At 33.7% G+C, this 22064-nt stretch carries 18 protein-coding genes, 26 tRNA genes and 1 rRNA gene; 44 read left to right on the top strand and 1 reads right to left on the bottom strand.

Going from position 1 to position 22064, the window contains the following annotated elements; genetic code table 11:
* Positions 1-22 precede the first annotated feature (22 nt).
* From rrf to fumC, 36 genes are all read left to right on the top strand, one after another.
* Positions 23-137, top strand: a 5S ribosomal RNA gene (rrf, locus tag E2558_RS05770).
* Positions 138-147: 10 nt separating this feature from the next.
* Positions 148-223, top strand: a tRNA-Val gene (locus E2558_RS05765).
* A 13-nt stretch (positions 224-236) separates the two neighbouring features.
* A tRNA-Thr gene (locus E2558_RS05760) sits at positions 237-312 on the top strand.
* Between the two features lie 5 nt (positions 313-317).
* Positions 318-390, top strand: a tRNA-Lys gene (locus E2558_RS05755).
* A gap of 9 nt (positions 391-399) precedes the next feature.
* Positions 400-481: transfer RNA gene (locus tag E2558_RS05750), tRNA-Leu, on the top strand.
* Between the two features lie 3 nt (positions 482-484).
* A tRNA-Gly gene (locus E2558_RS05745) sits at positions 485-559 on the top strand.
* Positions 560-572: 13 nt separating this feature from the next.
* Positions 573-661: transfer RNA gene (locus E2558_RS05740), tRNA-Leu, on the top strand.
* A 10-nt stretch (positions 662-671) separates the two neighbouring features.
* A tRNA-Arg gene (locus tag E2558_RS05735) sits at positions 672-745 on the top strand.
* Positions 746-753: 8 nt separating this feature from the next.
* Positions 754-827 (top strand) — tRNA-Pro (locus E2558_RS05730).
* A gap of 21 nt (positions 828-848) precedes the next feature.
* Positions 849-924 (top strand) — tRNA-Ala (locus E2558_RS05725).
* A 26-nt stretch (positions 925-950) separates the two neighbouring features.
* Positions 951-1024, top strand: a tRNA-Met gene (locus E2558_RS05720).
* A 28-nt stretch (positions 1025-1052) separates the two neighbouring features.
* Positions 1053-1126 (top strand) — tRNA-Ile (locus E2558_RS05715).
* A 9-nt stretch (positions 1127-1135) separates the two neighbouring features.
* Positions 1136-1225, top strand: a tRNA-Ser gene (locus E2558_RS05710).
* 7 nt (positions 1226-1232) lie between these two features.
* Positions 1233-1308, top strand: a tRNA-Asp gene (locus E2558_RS05705).
* 35 nt (positions 1309-1343) lie between these two features.
* Positions 1344-1436: transfer RNA gene (locus E2558_RS05700), tRNA-Ser, on the top strand.
* A 15-nt stretch (positions 1437-1451) separates the two neighbouring features.
* Positions 1452-1525: transfer RNA gene (locus E2558_RS05695), tRNA-Met, on the top strand.
* Positions 1526-1533: 8 nt separating this feature from the next.
* Positions 1534-1609 (top strand) — tRNA-Asp (locus E2558_RS05690).
* 11 nt (positions 1610-1620) lie between these two features.
* A tRNA-Phe gene (locus E2558_RS05685) sits at positions 1621-1693 on the top strand.
* A 9-nt stretch (positions 1694-1702) separates the two neighbouring features.
* Positions 1703-1778: transfer RNA gene (locus E2558_RS05680), tRNA-Thr, on the top strand.
* 6 nt (positions 1779-1784) lie between these two features.
* Positions 1785-1868 (top strand) — tRNA-Tyr (locus E2558_RS05675).
* Positions 1869-1877: 9 nt separating this feature from the next.
* Positions 1878-1951, top strand: a tRNA-Trp gene (locus E2558_RS05670).
* A gap of 2 nt (positions 1952-1953) precedes the next feature.
* Positions 1954-2026 (top strand) — tRNA-His (locus E2558_RS05665).
* Between the two features lie 13 nt (positions 2027-2039).
* Positions 2040-2111: transfer RNA gene (locus tag E2558_RS05660), tRNA-Gln, on the top strand.
* Between the two features lie 10 nt (positions 2112-2121).
* Positions 2122-2195: transfer RNA gene (locus E2558_RS05655), tRNA-Cys, on the top strand.
* 9 nt (positions 2196-2204) lie between these two features.
* Positions 2205-2279 (top strand) — tRNA-Gly (locus E2558_RS05650).
* 14 nt (positions 2280-2293) lie between these two features.
* Positions 2294-2368: transfer RNA gene (locus E2558_RS12330), tRNA-Gly, on the top strand.
* A gap of 42 nt (positions 2369-2410) precedes the next feature.
* Positions 2411-2494, top strand: a tRNA-Leu gene (locus tag E2558_RS05645).
* 490 nt (positions 2495-2984) lie between these two features.
* Positions 2985-4043 (top strand): PTS sugar transporter subunit IIC, encoded by a 1059-nt coding sequence (locus tag E2558_RS05640; RefSeq protein ID WP_126566245.1) that lies wholly within the window; start codon positions 2985-2987, stop codon positions 4041-4043.
* A gap of 119 nt (positions 4044-4162) precedes the next feature.
* Entirely contained in the window at positions 4163-5617 is a 1455-nt protein-coding gene (locus tag E2558_RS05635) for an ABC transporter substrate-binding protein/permease (protein ID WP_126566242.1), read from the top strand.
* Positions 5610-6332, top strand: coding sequence for an amino acid ABC transporter ATP-binding protein (locus E2558_RS05630; protein WP_126566240.1), 723 nt, complete (start codon positions 5610-5612; stop codon positions 6330-6332). Before E2558_RS05635 ends, E2558_RS05630 begins: the two co-directional genes overlap by 8 nt.
* A 159-nt stretch (positions 6333-6491) precedes the next feature.
* Positions 6492-7619: a tRNA epoxyqueuosine(34) reductase QueG gene (gene queG / locus E2558_RS05625; protein WP_126566238.1), complete on the top strand. Its 1128-nt coding sequence runs from the start codon at positions 6492-6494 to the stop codon at positions 7617-7619.
* Positions 7620-8090 carry a tRNA (uridine(34)/cytosine(34)/5-carboxymethylaminomethyluridine(34)-2'-O)-methyltransferase TrmL gene (gene trmL, locus E2558_RS05620; RefSeq protein WP_126566235.1) on the top strand — a complete coding sequence of 157 codons (471 nt, stop codon included), beginning with the start codon at positions 7620-7622 and terminating at the stop codon, positions 8088-8090.
* A 173-nt stretch (positions 8091-8263) separates the two neighbouring features.
* Positions 8264-8863: a 6-phosphogluconolactonase gene (locus E2558_RS12325; RefSeq protein ID WP_168210215.1), complete on the top strand. Its 600-nt coding sequence runs from the start codon at positions 8264-8266 to the stop codon at positions 8861-8863.
* A 19-nt stretch (positions 8864-8882) separates the two neighbouring features.
* Positions 8883-9059, top strand: a complete 177-nt coding sequence (locus E2558_RS05610; RefSeq protein ID WP_371869263.1) for an SAS053 family DNA gyrase inhibitor — start codon at positions 8883-8885, stop codon at positions 9057-9059.
* A gap of 184 nt (positions 9060-9243) precedes the next feature.
* Entirely contained in the window at positions 9244-9636 is a 393-nt protein-coding gene (locus E2558_RS05605; RefSeq protein ID WP_126566231.1) for a hypothetical protein, read from the top strand.
* 135 nt (positions 9637-9771) lie between these two features.
* Positions 9772-11157, top strand: coding sequence for a class II fumarate hydratase (gene fumC / locus E2558_RS05600; protein WP_126566228.1), 1386 nt, complete (start codon positions 9772-9774; stop codon positions 11155-11157).
* Between the two features lie 251 nt (positions 11158-11408).
* Here the strand turns inward: fumC and E2558_RS05595 are convergent, their stop codons facing one another.
* On the bottom strand, positions 11409-12233 hold the full coding sequence (locus E2558_RS05595) for an RluA family pseudouridine synthase (RefSeq protein ID WP_126566226.1): 825 nt from the start codon (positions 12231-12233) through the stop codon (positions 11409-11411).
* A 210-nt stretch (positions 12234-12443) separates the two neighbouring features.
* Here E2558_RS05595 and E2558_RS05590 point away from each other — a divergent pair, with 210 nt between their 5' ends.
* The 8 genes from E2558_RS05590 to yhaM all read left to right on the top strand — a co-directional run bounded on the left by E2558_RS05590 (position 12444) and on the right by yhaM (position 22007).
* Positions 12444-13559, top strand: coding sequence for a GAF domain-containing sensor histidine kinase (locus E2558_RS05590; protein ID WP_126566223.1), 1116 nt, complete (start codon positions 12444-12446; stop codon positions 13557-13559).
* A gap of 17 nt (positions 13560-13576) precedes the next feature.
* Complete coding sequence (locus E2558_RS05585; protein WP_126566221.1) at positions 13577-14200, top strand: response regulator; 624 nt, start codon at positions 13577-13579, stop codon at positions 14198-14200.
* A gap of 275 nt (positions 14201-14475) precedes the next feature.
* Positions 14476-14940 carry an XRE family transcriptional regulator XdrA gene (gene xdrA, locus E2558_RS05580; RefSeq protein ID WP_103298845.1) on the top strand — a complete coding sequence of 155 codons (465 nt, stop codon included), beginning with the start codon at positions 14476-14478 and terminating at the stop codon, positions 14938-14940.
* Between the two features lie 251 nt (positions 14941-15191).
* Positions 15192-16322: a DUF445 domain-containing protein gene (locus E2558_RS05575; RefSeq protein WP_126566218.1), complete on the top strand. Its 1131-nt coding sequence runs from the start codon at positions 15192-15194 to the stop codon at positions 16320-16322.
* Between the two features lie 69 nt (positions 16323-16391).
* Positions 16392-16736 carry a YlbF/YmcA family competence regulator gene (locus tag E2558_RS05570; protein ID WP_126566216.1) on the top strand — a complete coding sequence of 115 codons (345 nt, stop codon included), beginning with the start codon at positions 16392-16394 and terminating at the stop codon, positions 16734-16736.
* Positions 16737-16946: 210 nt separating this feature from the next.
* Positions 16947-18143 carry a metallophosphoesterase family protein gene (locus E2558_RS05565; protein ID WP_126566213.1) on the top strand — a complete coding sequence of 399 codons (1197 nt, stop codon included), beginning with the start codon at positions 16947-16949 and terminating at the stop codon, positions 18141-18143.
* On the top strand, positions 18133-21069 hold the full coding sequence (locus tag E2558_RS05560) for an ATP-binding protein (protein ID WP_126566212.1): 2937 nt from the start codon (positions 18133-18135) through the stop codon (positions 21067-21069). The genes E2558_RS05565 and E2558_RS05560 overlap by 11 nt, the downstream gene beginning before the upstream one ends.
* A complete protein-coding gene (yhaM, locus tag E2558_RS05555; RefSeq protein ID WP_126566209.1) occupies positions 21066-22007 on the top strand; it encodes a 3'-5' exoribonuclease YhaM in 942 nt (313 codons plus the stop codon). The genes E2558_RS05560 and yhaM overlap by 4 nt, the downstream gene beginning before the upstream one ends.
* The last annotated feature ends 57 nt before the right edge of the window (positions 22008-22064 follow it).

Here is a 22064-nt window from a genome sequence, read left to right as displayed (position 1 = left end):
TGAATGTATAATCATTCACTTGTCTGGTGACAATGGCAAGGAGGTCACACCTGTTCCCATGCCGAACACAGAAGTTAAGCTCCTTAGCGCCGATGGTAGTTGGATTTACGTTCCGCTAGAGTAGGACGTTGCCAGGCTTATAAGAATGGAGAATTAGCTCAGCTGGGAGAGCATCTGCCTTACAAGCAGAGGGTCGGCGGTTCGAACCCGTCATTCTCCACCATTCAAATTAAATAGCCGGCCTAGCTCAATTGGTAGAGCAACTGACTTGTAATCAGTAGGTTGGGGGTTCAAGTCCTCTGGCCGGCACCATCTAAGAGCCATTAGCTCAGTTGGTAGAGCATCTGACTTTTAATCAGAGGGTCAGAGGTTCGAATCCTCTATGGCTCACATGTATACGCGGGTGTGGCGGAATTGGCAGACGCACTAGACTTAGGATCTAGCGCCTTACGGCGTGGGGGTTCGACTCCCTTCACCCGCATATGCGGAAGTAGTTCAGTGGTAGAACACCACCTTGCCAAGGTGGGGGTCGCGGGTTCGAATCCCGTCTTCCGCTCCATTAATTTTATAGTGCCGGGGTGGCGGAACTGGCAGACGCACAGGACTTAAAATCCTGCGGTGAGAGATCACCGTACCGGTTCGATTCCGGTCCTCGGCACCATTATTATTTTGCGCCCGTAGCTCAATTGGATAGAGCGTTTGACTACGGATCAAAAGGTTATGGGTTCGACTCCTATCGGGCGCGTTCTCTTACGGGAAGTAGCTCAGCTTGGTAGAGCACTTGGTTTGGGACCAAGGGGTCGCAGGTTCGAATCCTGTCTTCCCGATAGGAACTATTTATAAAATATGGGGGCTTAGCTCAGCTGGGAGAGCGCCTGCTTTGCACGCAGGAGGTCAGCGGTTCGATCCCGCTAGTCTCCACCATATTTCAAATTTATAAACTAGATAACGGCGGTGTAGCTCAGCTGGCTAGAGCGTACGGTTCATACCCGTGAGGTCGGGGGTTCGATCCCCTCCACCGCCACTAATTAATAGTTGTAGAATTATAATTTGGACCTTTAGCTCAGTTGGTTAGAGCTAACGGCTCATAACCGTTCGGTCGCAGGTTCGAGTCCTGCAAGGTCCATATAATTTTGGAGGAATACCCAAGTCCGGCTGAAGGGATCGGTCTTGAAAACCGACAGGGGCTTAACGGCTCGCGGGGGTTCGAATCCCTCTTCCTCCGTATTCTTGGTCTCGTAGTGTAGCGGTTAACACGCCTGCCTGTCACGCAGGAGATCGCGGGTTCGATTCCCGTCGAGACCGCCATCTAATAATTTAATAGCAAATTACCTATAAAACGTGGAGGAATACCCAAGTCCGGCTGAAGGGATCGGTCTTGAAAACCGACAGGGCCTTAACGGGCCGCGGGGGTTCGAATCCCTCTTCCTCCGCCATTTATTTTTCATTATCGCGGGATGGAGCAGTTCGGTAGCTCGTCGGGCTCATAACCCGAAGGTCGGTGGTTCAAATCCGCCTCCCGCAATTTAGTTTGGTCTCGTAGTGTAGCGGTTAACACGCCTGCCTGTCACGCAGGAGATCGCGGGTTCGATTCCCGTCGAGACCGCCATTACTTATTATGGTTCAGTAGCTCAGTTGGTAGAGCAATGGATTGAAGCTCCATGTGTCGGCAGTTCGACTCTGTCCTGAACCATTTTAGATTGCCGGCCTAGCTCAATTGGTAGAGCAACTGACTTGTAATCAGTAGGTTGGGGGTTCAAGTCCTCTGGCCGGCACCATCTCATGGAGGGGTAGCGAAGTGGCTAAACGCGGCGGACTGTAAATCCGCTCCTTCGGGTTCGGCAGTTCGAATCTGCCCCCCTCCACCATTATTTAATAGGGACATAGTTCAACGGTAGAATAGAGGTCTCCAAAACCTTTGATGTGGGTTCGATTCCTACTGTCCCTGCCATGGCGGTTGTGGCGAAGTGGTTAACGCATCGGATTGTGGTTCCGACACTCGAGGGTTCGATTCCCTTCAACCGCCCTTATAATATTAATGGGCTATAGCCAAGCGGTAAGGCAACGGACTTTGACTCCGTCACGCGCTGGTTCGAATCCAGCTAGCCCAGTTTTTTTATTGGCGGCATAGCCAAGTGGTAAGGCAGAGGTCTGCAAAACCTTTATCACCGGTTCAAATCCGGTTGCCGCCTCCAACTTACTATGCGGGAGTAGTTCAACTTTTAGAACACATTCCTTCCCGGAATGAGATATAGGTGCAAGTCCTATCTTCCGCTCCATAATTTAATATAGCGCGGGAGTATTTCAATTTTTAGAATACGTTCCTTCCCGGAACGAGATATAGGTGCAAGTCCTATCTTCCGCTCCATATATTGCTTCCACATGGAAGTTTTTTATTTATCTAAATTGTGCCGGCGTGGCGGAATTGGCAGACGCGCGGGACTCAAAATCCCGTTCCTTCATTGGAGTGTCGGTTCGACCCCGACCGCCGGTATTTATTTAAATTCTTTTAGGAATTTTTAGAGTGAAAATGTTGTTAAATCAACGTTTTCACTCTTTTTTTATGCTTTTAGACACGTTTAGAAACTATTTTTTGGCCACTGACTGGTCACTGAAAGATTTTGAGATGACAATTATAGTCACTGGAGGTTATATAATTTCAATTATATGTACTGCTTTCTTATTATCTTTTACATAAGTTTCTTTTAGTAAATGGTCATAATTTTTTAGAGTTATATCACTAAAACACTTTTACACACTAGAAACCTTGATTTATAGGGGGTTCTTTTTTATTAGACACCATATAAAACTAATAAAAAAGGCCCCGAATGGACCCCGAAACAATTATTTGTAAAAATGGGGTCCAAAAATCGTAATTAAAACCTCAACATTTCAATAATGAATCAATAAAAGTCTTTAATTTATATTGTTTATAAATGGATAATGTACTAATATAAAGCTAATGTTTGGAAACGGAGGCTACTATGAATAAACAACGTTTGACTATGAAATATTTTTTTAGCAATATTTTGAATGCGGTTGGGGCAGGGGTAGTTATAGCATTATTACCTAATGCTCTATTAGGGGAACTTTTAAAGTTTTTTAAAGAGGGTCATCCCACATTAGAAGTAATATTTCAAATTGTGACTGTGATTCAGTCATTTATGGCATTTATTATTGGTATATTAGCTGCGCATCAATTTCGTTTCAGTGGGGCTGGTGCAAGTATGGTTGGTGTATCAGCAATGTTAGGTTCTGGCGCGATACAGTTTAGTGCGAATGGCATTGCATTGAAAGGTATAGGCGATATTATTAACACAATTATAGTTGTGATTATTGCATGTGCTTTTTATTTACTTTTACAAGGTAAATTAGGTTCATTTGAAATGATTATATTACCTGTATTAATTCCAGTAGTAAGTGGACTGATTGGATTATTAACACTCCCTTATGTACAGACTATTACTAAAGCACTTGGTCATATCATTAATTCATTTACTGAACTAAATCCATTGTTAATGACTATATTGATAAGTGTTACATATGCTTTATTAATGGTTACACCAATATCTTTAGTTGCTATCGCTACTGCAATTGGACTTTCAGGATTAGGTAGTGGGGCAGCTAATATGGGTATTGTAGCGGCTTGTGTGACCTTCTTCTTTGGATCACTACGCGTCAATTCAATTGGTGTAAATATTGTACTATTTATTGGTGCTGCTAAAATGATGATTCCTGTTTATTTCAAGCATCTCATCATAGCTATACCTTTAGCTTTAAACGGTATTATAGGAGGTATTCTTGCATACGCAATTGGTATCAAGGGTACGCCGTTATCAGCAGGATTTGGCTACACTGGACTAGTAGGCCCTATCAACGCGTTAAACCGTATGCCTGGTAATATTACAATGAATATCATCCTATTAACTTTTGGATATCTAATTATTCCTTTCGTAAGTGCGTTCATTATACATGAAATATGCAAAAAATTAATACCATCATATACAGATAGTATTTATCGTTTTGAAATACCTAAACAATAATAATAATAATAAAGCGCTTATCTTAACTTTACGAGATAAGTGCTTTATTTTTTTAAAATTAATATTGCATAATAATTCGTTAATATGTATAATAATTTAAAACCAAAAGGAGGTTGCCTATGAAATATATATCTAAGTTAATCATCATAGCAATCTTAATTAGTATGACTTTAATATACATAGAACCAATAGCTCACGCTGATGAAGATGCTAAGTGGGAAAAAATTAAGCAAAGTGGAGAATTGAAAGTGGGTCTATCAGCTGATTATGCACCACTTGAATTCGAAAAAACAGTCAATGGCAAAAGTGTTTATGCAGGTGTTGATATAGAGTTAGCCAAAAAAATAGCTTACGATAATCAGCTAAAACTAAAAATTGTGAATATGCAATTTGATAGTTTATTAGGTGCTTTAAAAACTGGAAAAATAGATATTATTATTTCTGGTATGACATCAACACCAGAAAGAAAAAAAGAAGTAGACTTCTCTGATTCTTATATGGAGTCAAGTAATGTGGTATTAATTAGAAAAAGTGATAAAGATACATACCGTTCATTAAAAGATTTTGCTAATAAAAAAGTTGCAGCGCAAAAAGGTACTGAACAAGAAAAGATAGCGCAACAAGAAATTGAGAATGTTGATTTAAGTTTGTTAAACCGCTTGCCGGATGCTATTTTAGCTTTAAAAAGTAAAAAAGTAGAAGGCTTGGTTGTTGAAAAACCAGTAGCTGAAGCTTATGCAAAACAAAATGAGGATTTAGTAATTGATAATGCTGATTTTAATGAGGCTAAAAAAGACACAGTGATTGCAGTTCCTAAAAATTCACCACTTTTATTAGAACATATCAATAAAACAATTAAAGAAGTTAAAGATAAAAAGATGATTGATCAATATATGAATAAAGCAGCAAAAGAAATGCAAGATGATGGGAATTTCTTTAGTAAATATGGTGCTTTCTTTATTAAAGGAATAAAAAATACAATTTTAATTTCTTTTATTGGAGTGATCTTTGGAGCGATAATTGGTGCCTTAATAGCTTTAGCGAAATTAAGTAAATTTAAATTATTATCATGGATAGCTTCTGTATATGTTGAATTCCTTAGAGGTACTCCAATACTTGTTCAAGTATTTTTAGTGTTCTTTGGTACTACAGCTGTATTAGGATTAGATGTTTCAGCATTAATATGTGGAACAATAGCGTTAGTTATTAACTCCTCAGCCTATATTGCTGAAATTGTCAGAGCTGGTATTAATGCTGTAGATAAAGGACAAACAGAGGCAGCACAATGCTTAGGATTGAACTATTCTAAAACGATGCTCCACATTATTTTACCTCAAGCAGTAAAGAATGTTTTACCAGCGCTTGGTAATGAATTCGTAACATTAATTAAAGAATCATCAATTGTTTCAACAATTGGTGTAAGTGAAATAATGTTTAACGCTCAAGTTGTTCAAGGTATTTCATTCGATCCATTTACACCATTAATTATTGCAGCAGTATTATATTTTGTATTAACTTTCTCTTTATCAAGAATAATGAGTTTAATTGAAGGGAGAATGAAAGCCAGTGATTAAAGTTCAGAATTTAAATAAATCTTTCGGGAAAAATGAAGTGTTAAAAGACATCAATTTAGAAGTACATAAAGGTGAAGTAATCGCTATTATAGGGCCTTCAGGAAGTGGTAAAAGTACATTATTAAGATGTATGAATTTACTTGAAACACCTTCGAATGGAAAGGTCATTTTTGAAGGTAATGAATTAACGCAAAAAAGTACGAATTTGGATACGTTACGCCAGAAAATGGGTATGGTTTTTCAAAATTTCAATTTATTTCCACACAAAACAGTACTAGAAAATGTGATACTTGCGCCTAAATTACTAAAAAAAGATAACTTAGGAAATTTGAAAAAAGAAGGGAAAGCACTACTCAAAAAAGTCGGTTTAGAAGAAAAAGCAGAGGTGTATCCTGCTCAATTGTCAGGTGGTCAAAAACAAAGGGTAGCAATTGCAAGAGCATTAGCTATGCATCCTGACGTCATTTTATTTGATGAACCAACTTCAGCACTTGATCCAGAAGTTGTTTACGAGGTGCTTAAAGTAATGAAAGAACTTGCTAAAGAAGGTATGACGATGGTAGTTGTGACGCATGAGATGGGATTTGCTAAAGATGTAAGTGATAGAGTAGTATTTATGGCTGATGGCTATGTTGTCGAAAGTGGCACCCCTCAACATATCTTTAATAGCCCTAAACATGAAAGAACTCAGAACTTCCTCGCTAGAGTGTTATAAGTAGTCACTACCTTTAAATAAGATTTTAAGAATGGAGTCGGAATTATGAAATCTTAATGATTTCTGTTCCGCTCTTTTTTATTGAGATAAATCTTGCATCTTTAAATATCCCTTTGTGTTACAATGTCCTATGGATATTTTTTATAGGAGGAAGATTTAGTGGATTATAAGCAGCTAAAAAAAGAAATAATTGACTATGCTTATACTATTGGAATTGATAGCATCGGTTTTACAACTGCAGATCCATTTGATGAACTAAAACAAAAGTTAGAGGATTATCATGCGAAAGGCTATGCTTCAGGGTTTGAAGAATCTGATATCGCTTTACGTACGGAACCTAAATTAAGTCTGCCAACTGCGCGCTCTATCATTGCTATTGCAGTCGGTTACCCTAATAAATTAAAAGGTGCTCCTAAAAGTGTAAGAGGAGACAGAAGAGGAATGTTTGCGCGTGCCTCATGGGGTCAAGATTATCATACAATTATGAAGAAGCGATTAGATAAATTAGCTGAGTTTATAATATCTAAAGTACCAGATGTAGAAATTAAAAGTATGGTGGACACAGGCGTGCTTTCTGATAGAGCAGTGGCGGAACGAGCTGGGTTAGGCTTTGCTGGTCGTAACGGATTTATTATCAACCCTGATTTAGGTACGTGGACATATTTGGGAGAAATGTTAGTTAGTATTCCATTTGAACCTGATGACCCAGTATTAGATAGTTGCGGTGATTGCACGATTTGTGTGGACCGTTGTCCGACTGGTGCATTAGTTGGTAATGGTCAATTAAATGCACAAAAATGTATTAGTTTTCTTACGCAAACTAAAGGTTATTTACAAGATGAATATCGTTATAAAATTGGTAACCGTTTATATGGTTGTGATACTTGCCAACAAGTTTGTCCTAAAAATAGAGGTATTAATACTACTCATGATGATATCGTTTTAGAACCAGAAATACTAAAACCACGTTTAGTGCCATTATTACAAATGAGTAATAAAGAATTTAAAAATACTTATGGGCACCTAGCAGGCGCTTGGAGAGGAAAAAAGCCCATCCAAAGAAATGCTATAATAGCTTTGGCTCACTTTAATGAAGAAACTGCTATACCAGAATTAAAAGAAGTTGCTATGAATGATCCAAGACCTATGATTAGGGGAACAGCTTATTGGGCAATTGGACAAATTCTTGGTGAAGCGGCTCGTGAATTTATACAAGAACATTACGATGACGAACTAGAAGAAGTTCAAGTTGAAATGTTAAAAGGACTAGAAATGAGGAAACAATAAATGACAAATCATATCGTATTATTTCAACCTGAAATACCTGCAAATACAGGAAATATAGCACGTACTTGTGCGGGGACAAATACAAATCTACATTTAATCAAACCTTTAGGCTTTAGTACAGATGATAAAATGTTAAAACGTGCTGGATTAGACTACTGGGAGCATGTGAATATAACGTATCATGAAAGTATTGAAGAATTTTTTGAAGTGACTGAGGGAGAATATTATCTTTTAACAAAATTTGGTAAGCAAACTTACAGCGATTTTAATTTTAATAAACCAAATACTGATTTATTTTTTATTTTCGGAAGAGAAACAACAGGCTTACCTGACTGGGTTAAAGAAAAATACGCAGATACAGCATTAAGAATTCCAATGAGTGAAAATATTCGTTCATTAAACTTATCTAATACTGCAGCTTTATTGATTTATGAAGCGCTTCGCCAGCAAAATTTCCCAGGCTTATTATAAGTAAAACGATAAACTCATTCATATTTAAATGCATTTATACAATAAAAAATGTTATATTTATTAGTGAATTATTATAACATTTTAAATTAGTTTGATTCACTTGTCATAAGGGTATTTTATTATATAATACCGTTTTTTTAAGACAAATGAGATTCAAGAGGAGTGTAATAACAATGGCAATGAACTTTAAAGTATTTAATGATGTTGACCAAGTAGCACAATTCACAGCGGACATCATTAGAAAGCAATTTAACAACAATCCTACAACTATTGCAGGGCTACATTTAGATAGAGAAACTGCCCCAGTATTAGATGAATTAAAAAAAGATGTAGATCGTAATCCTGTAGATTTCAGTCAAATCAACATTTTAGATTATGATGAAAACCGTTCTTATTATGAAGCATTAGGTGTACCATCAAGTCAAATTTATCCTATTAACTTAGACGATGATGCAGCATCTCTTATTGATGACAAAATTAAAACTAAAGAAAACAAAGGTAAGCTTATTTTACAAGTGACTTCTATTGATGAAAAAGGTAGCTTAAATGTAAATATTAGACAAGGCTTAATGAAAGCACGTGAAGTAGTATTAGTTATCACTGGCGGAAATAAACGCGAGTTTGTTAAAAAGTTATATGAGGAAAATGGTAAATCAAGCTTCGAACCAGCAGATTTAAAAGTACATCGTATGGTAACAGTAGTATTAGATAGAGCTGCTGCTGAAGGTTTACCTGAAGACGTTAAAGAATACTTTACTGCTCATTTTGCATAAATCTATAAGTGAGGTTTAAATGATGTCTGATAAAAAAGAAACAGAATTGAATTATCATGAAGAAGAGAATGCAATGGTTCAAGACTTAGATGATCTAAAAGAATTAGGTAAAGAAATGGAGCAAATTTCTGAGGAAAATGATGAAGAGAAATTTAGTCAATCACATGATTCAGATGTTCGCTCTGATTTAGATTAATCTTGAGTTAAAAAAGAGGCATATCTCTATATAATATTATAAACAAAGTAAAGTAAGTTGAAGCGGGTCAAAGAATTCATTTTAGTTACTAAGTGACTTCTGGCTCGCTTTTTTAATTTACACAAAAGCAACACATTTTATATGGTAAAATATGTATTAATAAAAGAGATGAGGAGCAATATCGATGTTGCATAAATATTGGCTACACATTACAATTGCAACGATTATCGTGAGTCTATTATCAATAAAAGGATTTCCTATTGCATTAGGAACGTTATACTTGCCTATTTTATTCAAAATCGTACAATTACAATTAAACTTATCTGAAGGATTAATTGATGATGTTACGGCAAAACCTTTTATTAAAAGTAATCAGACAGGCGTAATCATAAGTGTAATATGTTGTATACTTGTCACTGCAATTCTAATGTATACATTAAATGATTTTTATCAAGGGTTATCAGGCTTTTTAGGTGTATTAATTACATTAAGTCCGGTTACTTTAGTATTAAGTGTTATCTTATATATTTTAAGCGCTATAGCGGTCGTACAAGCTGTAAAAATCAAATATGAATAACTGAATAAAGTTCTCACCACTTGAAACTGATTCAAGTGGTTTTTTCATTATGAAACCGTTTTAGTTGTTCATTGCTCATTGAATTTAATTAATGCTATACTTAAGTTAAATAAGCATATAAGGGGAGATCATCAAATGTCAGTAAGAATTGAACATGATACTTTTGGAGAAATTGAAGTACCAGCAGATAAATATTGGGGCGCTCAAACTGAGAGAAGTAAACGCAATTTCCCAGTAGGTAAAGAGCGTATGCCAATTGAAGTTGTATACGGTTTTGCTCAATTGAAAAGGGGCGCAGCGCTAGCTAACCATGAGCTTGGTAAATTAAGCGACATTAAAAAAGATGCTATCGTTCACGCATGTGATTTAATTTTAAAAGGTGAATTAGATGAACATTTCCCATTAGTCGTATGGCAAACAGGAAGTGGCACACAAAGTAACATGAATGTCAACGAATTAGTAAGTTATGTGGCTAATGAATATTTAAAAGCACATGGTAGTGATGAATCTATTCATCCTAATGACGATGTGAATAAATCACAAAGTTCTAATGATACATTCCCAACAGCAATGCACGTTGCGTTATATCATGAAGTAGAAACTAAATTAGAACCTGCTTTAAAACATTTACGCGATACTTTTAAAGAAAAAGAAGATAAATTCCAATCTATTATCAAGATTGGACGTACACATTTACAAGATGCGACACCAATTAGATTAGGCCAAGAAATTAGTGGTTGGCGCTATATGTTAGATAAATGTGAAGAATTATTATCTGAATCTAAAAAACATATTCTAAACTTAGCAATCGGTGGTACAGCGGTAGGTACAGGAATTAATGCGCATCCTGAATTTGGTGATAAAGTAGCAAAATTTATCTCTGAGAATACTGGATATGACTTTGTGTCATCTGAGAATAAATTCCATGCTTTAACATCTCATGATGAAGTAGTGCAATTACATGGTACATTAAAAGCATTAGCTGCTGATTTAATGAAGATTGCTAACGATGTGAGATGGTTAGCTTCAGGACCTAGAGCTGGACTTGCTGAAATCTCTATCCCTGAAAATGAACCAGGTTCATCAATCATGCCTGGTAAAGTAAACCCAACACAATGTGAAATGTTAACAATGGTAGCAGTACAAGTAATGGGTAACGATAGTGTAGTTGGCTTTGCTAGCTCACAAGGTAACTTTGAATTAAATGTATTCAAACCAGTTATTCTGCATAATACATTACAATCAATTTACTTATTAGCTGATGGTATGCAAACATTTAATGATAATTGTGCAGTAGGTATCGAACCAATTGAAGAAAATATTGATAATTACTTAAATCAATCATTAATGCTTGTTACTGCTTTAAACCCACATATCGGTTATGAAAAAGCAGCTCAAATTGCTAAAAAAGCACACAAAGAAGGATTAACATTAAAAGAATCTGCAATTGATTCTGGTTATGTTACTGAAGAACAATTTGAAGAATGGATTAAACCTGAAGATATGGTTGATCCTCATTAATTGAATAAAAATTAAGGAGGCTGAGACAAATGAAAATGTCTCAGCCTTTGCTAATATATATTGGCAGTAGCTGACTGGTTTGAAAATGCGCTTAAATCAAGCTTTTTTCAAATCTAGTCATCCTTGCCGGGGAGCGGGGCCCCAGCACAGAGAATTTCATTAAGAAATTTCACTAATAAAGCAAGCTGGGGTTGGACGACGAAATTTACTTAATTTCTGTACCACTCCCCTTTTTTATATCTATACTTAGTTTAAATATCATCTAAACTAACTGAAATGAGTTCTTGAGTAAGTGGGTGTTTAAACTCTATTTGATAACTTTTAAGTTCCAATTGTCTTAGTGTGGAATCTCCATAAAGTGGATCTCCAATTACAGGGTGACCAATCTCAGCTAAGTGCACGCGAATTTGATGAGTACGACCAGTATCAAGTTTAATATCTAATTGACATACGCCTTCTTTAACCATCTCAGAAGATAAAATATGCGTGATAGCGCGTTGACCTGTATTTGAAATACGACGTTTATTCGGATGGAATTTATCTTTACCAATTGGCATATCAATTGTTTGAGGTTTTAGCGGTAATAGCGCTTTTACATTCGCTTTATAAATTCGCGTAATTTCATTATCTTCCAACATACGATCTAAAATCTTCTTCATTAATGGATTTTTAGCCACAATTAGTAAACCAACTGTCTCTTGGTCTAATCGATGAATAGGCTCGACATAGTCACTATCAACCGTATAAATCACGTGGTTCATTAATGTATTGCTCTCTTTTAAATCATTAGGATGCGTTTTAACCCCTTTAGGTTTCATTACAATCGCTAAATCATCATCCTCATAGCTAACTTGCGCATATCGATAACTTGGTAAATAATTACTTTTCTCTTCAGGCGTAGGAATGTAAACATTGTCTCCAGTAGATACTTTAGATGTCAGTTTAGCGGGCGCATCATTAACTGTAATTTCTTTAGACATATTAAGTTGATGTAAGTCTTTTTTTGGTAATTTCAACGTTTGAAAGATTTCTCTTAAAGTGAAATCATTATAAGTCTCAGGTATTTTAAATTTCATAGAATCCTCCTATTAAGTACGCATTTATCATATCATATCTTCGTTGTATTAGGCGTTGCGAATGATAGCTCTCTGAATGAAATTGATATTAATTATTCATTTTTTGAAAATGCTACCCCAACACGTAGCGTCCATTTTAAAAATTTAAAAAAATAAAAACACACGGTATAATGATATAATGCTAATAAGAATTTAATTGGAGCGAATAAGATGGAAAAACCAACTCGTTTAGCGCTATTAAAAGAAATAGCGGAATATCTTAATGAAGAAACAGAGCTCTATAGTATGATGAACGGTGCATTGAAATGTTTAATACAAGGCAGTAATTTCACTACAGGATGGATCTTCTTTATTAATGATGAAGGAAAACATGAGTTAGTAGCAGACGTTTATCTTCCTGGTGCTTTACAAGCTAATAACTGTCAATACATGTCAGAAGGTTCATGCTGGTGTGTAAAAGCATATCATAACCAAAGATTGACGAAAGCATCAAATATTATCAACTGTTCAAGAATTAATAAAGCAGCTCAAGCATATCAAGAAGCAACAGATGAAATTACACATCACGCAACAGTACCACTCCGTTCAGGTGATGAACAATATGGCTTATTAAATGTGGCGACCCCTCATACTTCTGAATATAGTGAAGAAGATTTGGAACTGCTTGAATCAGTCGCATTACAAATAGGATCAGCAATCAAGCGAATTTACTTAACTGATCAGGAGAAAGAAGCGGCGCGTATTAATGAACGTAACCGCTTAGCTCGAGATTTACACGATTCTGTGAATCAAATGCTCTTTTCATTGAAATTAACTGCCCATGCTGCACACGATATTACGTCAGATGACATAGCAAAGCGGGCATTTAAAACTATTGAAGAAACGAGTCAAAATGCCGTGAATGAAATGCGTTCATTAATATGGCAATTGAAACCTGTAGGACTTGAACATGGTTTAGTGCATGCCCTAAGAAATTATGCAAAAGTATTAGGTATAAATTTGAATATTGAAATTGACGGACTAATTGATTTGTCTAATACAATAGAAGAGCATGTTTATAGAATGATACAAGAAGCAATGAATAATGCGAAAAAACATGCCCATACAAATACTATCTATGTAACTATAAAACAACAACATGATACGTTATATGTTGAAATTAAAGATAAAGGTATTGGATTTGATACTAAAGCACATAGTAGTCATCAATCACAAGGTTTGAAGAACTTAAATCAAAGAATTCATTTGTTAAAAGGACACTTACATATTCATTCAGAGATTAATGAAGGTACAAATATCCAATTTGATATTCCATTAACAAAGTAGGGGAAGGAGTTTAACATTTGGCAAAGGTAATTTTAATCGATGATCATCATATTGTAAGACAAGGATTAGAATTTTTACTGTCTACAGTAGAGGACTTAGAAGTTCAAGCTAGTTTTGCAGATGGTCAAAGTTTCATAGATGATTTAAAAGAGAATGCTTTACCAGATATTATTTTATTAGATTTAGTCATGCCTGGAATGAATGGCATTGAAGTGACAGAATACGTTAAAAAACATTATCCAGAAATAAAAGTACTCGTATTAACAAGCTACGTAGATGATGAGCATGTAATGTCAGCACTTAGTAAGGGTGCAGATGGTTATGAAATGAAAGACGTTGAACCACAGAAATTAATTAATACTATTTTACAAGTGTTGAATGATGAAAAGGTGATTCATCCTGAAGCAAAAAACGTCATGGCTTCTATGTCTCAGAAACCGCATTTTAATAACAAGTTATCAAAGAGAGAAATTGAAGTATTGCGTGAAATGGTTAAAGGTAAAACGAATAAAGAAATTGCCTCTACATTATTTGTTTCAGAAAAAACAATTAAAACGCATGTAAGTCATATTTTCAATAAATTAGAAGTAACAGATCGTACCCAAGCAGCAATTTATGCAATTGAAAATAAACTCATTTAACTAGGGAATATAAAAAATTTATTCAAAATAAGATCTTTAAGGTATTAAAAATTAATATTGCAAAACAATTTCTTTTAAAAATAAATGATTTATTAAACTTGTTTAATTATTTTGACAATTTTGCCTTTAATAAAATTGTATGTAAAAACAAAAATTCCTCTTTTCATTTTATTGAAAATATATTAAGATGTAATTTGTGTTTCAAGAAATGTGTATTATTGCAATTTCTTGCGTCCGGAGAATATAACCCCTATTAGAAAGGTAGAGAACAAAATATGGATAGACAGAGTTTTACAGATTTAATTCAAACAAAATTTAAAATGGTAAGAATTGAAGCGGGCTATACGCAAGATACTATGGCTCAAACAATTGGCCTTTCAAAGAAAACATTAGTTCAAATCGAGAAAGAACGCGTGTTACCTAACTGGACAACTTGCGTATCAATTTGTGCATTATTTAGAGATTCTGACGTATTAAATAATACGTTCGGTTGTGACCCACTTGAAATTGTACAAACAATCTCACGTAATCACTGTGCATACCCTAACCATTCTACAACTAGTGATATTTATTGGAATACAATCGAGACTCGTAATGGTTTCATCTTACAAAGCAATAAAGTAAGCAATATCTATAGAGTACTTAACTCTGAGAAACAACCCATCTTTGGTACAGCGAAATTAAGAGAAGCTGAAACTTACTTTAACAGAAATGCTAAAGAAGAATTAATGCACGTCTAGTAAAGTGTAAACAGATTAATAAAGTGATAGAAGAATCTATTAATGATTTAATCACTATTTTAAATAATAAATTAGTTAGAATGTTGAGACGGATTTGTTGTGAATGTGCAATAAATTCGTCTTTTTAGATACATTGAAGAAATAGTTATAAGCAAATTACAATTAACTTATTTTAGCTATTCAGTCATGAGATTTTAGACAGTGCATGATATAATTTGCTTAATGTTATAACACAATAAGGAGAATAACCAATGCAAGCTTTTTTAGTAATACTTTTTATGATTGTAGTGGGGGCGGTCATTGGTGGCGTGACCAATGTAATTGCGATTCGCATGTTATTTCACCCCTATAAGCCTCATTACATCTTTAAAATGCGTATTCCATTTACGCCAGGGCTTATTCCTAAACGTAGAGATGAAATTGCGACTAAGATTGGGCAAGTCATCGAAGAACATCTCATTACCGAGTCCGTTATTCATAATAAATTAAATGAACCTAATACAAGAGCAACGATTAATGAATTTGTTGTTGAACAAATTTCTAAACTTAGACGTGATGATGCGACGATTCGAAACTTTGCACATAATTTTGATATTGATATCGATTATCTAATTAATGATAAATTAGATGACACAATTTCTAATAAACTAAATCAATATTATCAAGAGCATCGCCATGTACCTATCGTAGAGATTTTACCTCAAGAAGCTATTTCAATGATTGATGATAAGATGGAGAACGTCGGTGATTTATTATGTGAAAGAGCACGTATCTATTTATCTTCAGACAAAGGCGCTCGCGATATTTACGATATGTTAGATACATTTTTTGCTGAAAAAGGAAAAATTGTTGGTCTGTTACAAATGTTTATGACTAAAGAGAGCATTGCCGACAGAATACAACATGAATTAATACGTTTAACAAGTCATCCTAAGGCGAAAGGCATTATTGATCAAGTCATTCATAATGAGTATGAAACACTAAAAAATCAATCTTTAGGACAAGTAGTTAAAGAAGAGCAATTTTCAAAAATATCTGAGTCTACAACTCAATGGCTAACATCTTATTTAAATTTAAATGATAAAGTAAATACGCCATTTAGCGATTTGGCACCTCAATTTATTAATTATTTAGAAGTAGAAATTGCTAATAAAATTACAAATTTAGTTGTTGAACAAGCGTCAAAACATGTTTCAACAATTATGGAAAAAATTAATTTACGTAAATTAGTAGAAGACCAAATTAATACATTTGATTTGGATTATATTGAACGTTTAATTATTGAGATTGCGAATAAAGAACTTAAATTAATTATGTCATTAGGCTTTATTTTAGGAGGAATTATTGGTTTCTTCCAAGGTCTAGTCGCAATCTTTGTCTAACGAACCATAATATGTTATGGTAATAAAGAGTTGTTAAAACATCATTACACGAAGGAGTGCAATATAGACATGGCAGTAAATTTATATGATTACGCAAACAATTTAGAACAAGCTTTAAGAGATAGCGATGAATACAAAGCAATTAAAGATGCTTTCTCTAAAGTTAAAGACAATGAAGAATCTAAAAAATTATTTGATGAGTTCCGCGAAACTCAATTAAACTTCCAACAAAAACAAATGCAAGGTGAAGAAATTCCTGAGGAAGATTTAGCTAAAGCTCAAGAACAAGCTCAAGCAATTGAAAAAGATGAAAATATTTCTGAATTAATGCAAGCTGAACAAAAAATGAGCCAAGTATTCCAAGAAATTAATCAAATTATCGTAAAACCTTTAGATGAAATCTACGCTGACTAATTAATAGCTTAGGTTTTAGATAATGAAATGTTTATATAAAGACTGATAGAGTAATTGTCAGTCTAAAGCTACAAAACTTTCTACTTATAGAAAGTCTTGTAGCTTTTTTTTTAATGTTTAATGTTCATCGACCCAAATAAAATAAGATATGGTAAAATATATAAATACATAATAGAGACATCTAATCCTAATACTAAGGAGCCTAAACTGATGATTAAATTTATTCACTGTGCGGATTTGCACCTTGATAGTCCTTTCAAATCTAAAAGCCATTTAGCGCCAAAGATTTTTGAAGATGTGCAAAATAGTGCTTATGAAAGTTTTAAAAATATCGTAGACATTGCTCTTAAAGAAGAAGTAGATTTCTTACTTATTGTAGGAGACTTATTTGATCAAGAGAATCGTACTTTACGTGCTGAAGTATTCTTAAAAGAACAATTTAAACGTTTAGAAAAAGAACAAATCTTTGTATACATAGTCCATGGGAATCATGACCCATTAACTGAAAGAATTACAGATGATTGGCCTAATAATGTATCTGTCTTTTCAAATAGAGTTGAAACATATCAAGCGATAACTAAAGATGGCGAAACAATTAATATACATGGTTTTAGTTATCAAAATAATGCAAGTTATGAAAATAAAATTGATGAATATCCATCTAGCCAAGGTGCTAACGGCATTCATATTGGTATGCTTCATGGCACATATAGTAAATCAAGTGCTGAAAATCGCTACACAGAATTTATTTTAGAAGATTTAAAAAGTAAACTTTATCATTATTGGGCACTGGGCCATATTCATGAACGTCAGGAATTAAGCGATATGCCGCCAATTCATTATTCAGGTAATATTCAAGGTAGACATTTTGGAGAGCAAGGAGAAAAAGGTTGTTTGCTTGTTGAAGGGGATAGTCTAAAACTTACAACGAAATTTATTCCTACACAATCTATTCGTTTCGATACAGCTACAATTGAGACGGATAAAACGAATAAACAAGGCATCTATGAAGTAGTACAACAATTCAAAGATAGTGTGCGTTCTCAAGGTAAAGCATTCTATAGACTGACTTTAGATATAGATAGCGAAAAAGCGATATCACCTCAAGATATTAGCCAAATCAAAGCTATGATTGATGAGTATGAAGAAAATGAGAATCACTTTATAGTCATTGAAGATTTAATATTTAATTATATTCAAAACGAAGACACGCCACTTGTTCGAGAATTCTCAAAAGAATTAATTGATGACACTAAGTTATTCGAAGAAGCGATGACTGAACTATATTTAAATCCTAGAGCTTCCAAATATTTAGATGATTACACTAATTTCGACAAAGTTGAGTTGGTTGATCGAGCTGAGAAATTATTGAAAGAAGACATGCGAGGTGATAACTATGATCATTAAATCACTTGAAATCTATGGATATGGTAAATTTGTTGAACGAAAGATTACTTTTAACGATTCATTTACTGAAATTTATGGTGAAAATGAGGCAGGTAAATCTACTATTCAAGCATTTATCCATTCAATATTATTTGGATTTCCAACGAAAAAAGAGAAAGAACCACGTCTAGAACCTCGTATGGGTAATCAATATGGTGGGAAACTTACACTCCTCTTTGATGATAAATCCGAAGTAGTTGTTGAACGTATTAAAGGAAGTGCGCAAGGGGACGTTAAAGTTTATCTTGAAAATGGACTTATTCGTGATGAAGCATGGTTGAAGAAGAAACTTAATCATATCTCTAAAAAAACATATCAAGGTATATTTTCTTTTAATGTTTTAGGTTTACAAGATATACATCGCAATATGGATGAAAAGCAATTACAAAATTATCTATTAGAAGCAGGTGCGCTTGGTTCATCTGAATTCACTTCAATGGGAAATATGATTGCCCAAAAGAAAGCTACACTTTATAAAAAAGCAGGGAAGAATCCGATTTTAAATCAACAAATTGAAGATTTAAAACAGATAGAATTACAAATTAGAAATGAAGAAGCGAAGTTAAACGAGTATCATCGTTTAATAGATGATAGAGATAAATCTCAACGTCATTTAACGCATCTTAAAGATAATTTAACTCAATTATCTAAAATGCATGAAAATAAACAAAAAGAACTCGCTATTCATCCGCAAGCACAAGAGTGGAAAAGTTTAGAACAAAAGTTAAATATCGAGCCACTTAAATTCCCTGAAAAAGGGATTGAACGATACGAAACGGCTGCCCGTTATAAGCAATCATTAGAAAAAGACATCAGTATACAAGAAGAGAGATTAAAGAAAGTTGAAAGAGACTTTAATGAAATTGAACTTCCAACAGAAGAAGCAGTTAACAATTTCTATCGTTTATCTCAAGAAGAAAGTGATATTCAACAAAATGAATTAAAAGTTGCATCACTGAATAAAGAAATCGATGACTCTCAAAGAGAACAACAAACACTAAAAACAAATTTAGGCTGGCAAGATGTCCATCATGAAACAGATACGTCTGAAGCAATGAAGAACTATGTGAGCCAAAAAATTAAAGAACGTAACGAGCAAGAAAGTCAGAAACAACAAATTGAAAGAATCATTGACGAAATTAAAATCGAACAACAAGCGAATGCTAAAGAGATTACAACGCTAGAAAAAGAATTAGTTTCCGAAACGTCACTTGAAAAGAAAAAAGAATATAATCAACAAAAATTAGAACTTCATGAAAAAGAAAATTTATACAACAAATTAAAAGAAACATTTGAAAATGAAAAAGAAAGAAAGAATAAACGTAATTGGTGGTTAAGAGTTAGTTTTATTGTTTTAAGCTTAATTGGTTTAGGATTAACTATCTTTTCATTTATTACAGCCAATATGATATTTGGAATCATCTTTACTATTCTTACAATATTATTTGTCGTTGGCATATTCATGACGAAATCAAAAGACGTGGATTATAGTGAAACGTTTAGTGATGAAATTAGTAACTTAGAACAACAAATAAAAGAATTAGAAGCAAATTATGATTTAAACTTTGATTTAGATCAACAATATCATCTTCGTGAACGTTGGAATAACGCTACTAAAAGTAAAAATGTCTTAATTAATAAATCAGCACATCAGCAAAAGTTATTAGATAAAACAAATAAGGACTTGAATGAGATATCTAGCAATTTACAAGAAGTTAAGACTGATATTAAATTACCTGAAAAAATGACTGATGAGTTATTAATTGGTAGTTTCACTACAATGAATCAATTAAAGACAAACGATAATCATCTGAAAGATTTAATTAAACAAAGAGATGAATTAAATCAAAAATTAGTTTCATTTTATGAAAAAGCGCAAAACCAAATTGCTCATGAGTTAACTCACTTTAATAAAATATCTTTATTTAATGACATGAAAAAGTGGCTTTCTACCTACGAAGCAAATAAAGAAAAGAAAAATCAATTGCAAAATCAACTTCAATTATTAGGAAATGAAATAAAACAGTTAAAACTTAGATTAACTGAAAATGACGAAACAATTCAATCATTGTTTAACTTCATTAATGTAGATAATGAAACAGATTATTATCAACATTATGAGCAATATCAACAGTATCAACAAAATTTAGCGCGTTTTAATGATTTAACTACTTATTTAGAAAATCACCACTTTTCTTATGAGGATAGCTCTATTTTAAGTAGTAAAACAACGGTTCAAGTGGAAGATGAAGATCAGTTGTTAGCGCAACAAGTAGATGATTATAATGATCAGTATTTAGGGAAACAAATGGAAGTAAGCGAATTAACTGCACAAATTAATCAAATGGAAACAGATAAGACGTTATCAGAACTACGTCATAACTATCATAGTTTAAAAAATAAAATGAACTCCATCGCTAAAGACTGGGCTAGTTTAAGTTATTTAGAAGCGCTAGTAAATGAGCACATTAAGCAAATTAAAGATAAACGTTTACCACAAGTAATAAATGAAGCCATTACTATCTTTAAATCTTTAACAAATGATAATTATAATTTGATTACTTACGAAAATGATTCAATCATGGTCAAACATCATAATGGACAGATGTACCATCCATTAGAATTAAGTCAATCAACAAAAGAATTATTATATATAGCGTTAAGAATTAGTTTAATCAAAGTATTACGACCATATTATCCATTCCCAATCATAATAGATGATGCGTTCGTACATTTTGATAAACAAAGAAAATCAATGATGTTAAACTATTTAAGAGAGTTAGCATATGATTATCAAGTGCTTTACTTCACATGCACAAAAGATACTACGATTCCTTCTAAAGAAATGCTGATATTAAATAAAATAGAGGAAGGCGGTAAACGATGAGAAACGTAGAGAAATTAAAACCAGGAGATTCAGTTGAAAATTTCTTCATGATTCATAGAGCAACACAAGGCGTTACTGCTCAGGGAAAAGATTATATGACGCTTTTCTTACAAGATAAAAGTGGCGATATAGAATCAAAACTGTGGACAGTTACAAAAGAAGAAATGCAAATTTTGAAACCTGAAGAAATTGTTTGGGTTAAAGGTGATGTTATTAATTACAGAGGACGCAAACAAATGAAAATCAATCAAATTAGATTGGCTAAACCTGAAGAAGGATTTAAAGCGCAAGATTTTATTGATGGTGCACCTTTAACACCAGCTGAATTACAAGAAGAAATTTCACATTATATATTAGATATTGAAAATGCGACTTTACAACGTATTACACGTCACTTATTAAAAAAATATCAAGACAGATTTTTCACTTATCCTGCAGCAAGTTCACATCATCATAATTTTGCGAGTGGCTTAAGCTATCATGTTTTAACAATGTTGCGAATCGCTAAATCACTATGTGATATTTATCCATTATTAAATCGTAGTTTACTTTATAGTTCTATCATCTTACATGATTTAGGAAAAGTGAGAGAACTAAGCGGTCCTGTAGCGACGACATATACCGTTGAAGGTAATTTACTTGGTCATATTTCAATCGCAAGTGATGAAGTAGCCGAAGCTGCTAAAGAACTTGGCATAGAAGGCGAAGAAGTCATGTTGTTACGTCACATGATTTTAGCGCATCACGGTAAAATGGAATTCGGTTCTCCTAAATTACCACATTTAAAAGAAGCGGAAATTTTATTCTTCATCGATAATATTGATGCAAAAATGAACATGTTTGAAAAAGCTTTCAAGAAAACAGAAAAAGGGCAATTTACAGAACGTATTTTTGGTATGGAAAATCGTCAATTCTACAACCCAGAGAAACTAGATTAAGAATAAAATATCTTGATAATACAAAAAAACGATAGTTGCAACTTCAATCAGTTGCAA

This window comes from Staphylococcus pragensis (assembly GCF_004785665.1).
Classification (GTDB): Bacteria; Bacillota; Bacilli; order Staphylococcales; family Staphylococcaceae; genus Staphylococcus; species Staphylococcus pragensis.
The sequence above is the reverse complement of the archived record's forward strand: the minus strand, read 5'-3'. Positions and strand labels throughout refer to the sequence as shown.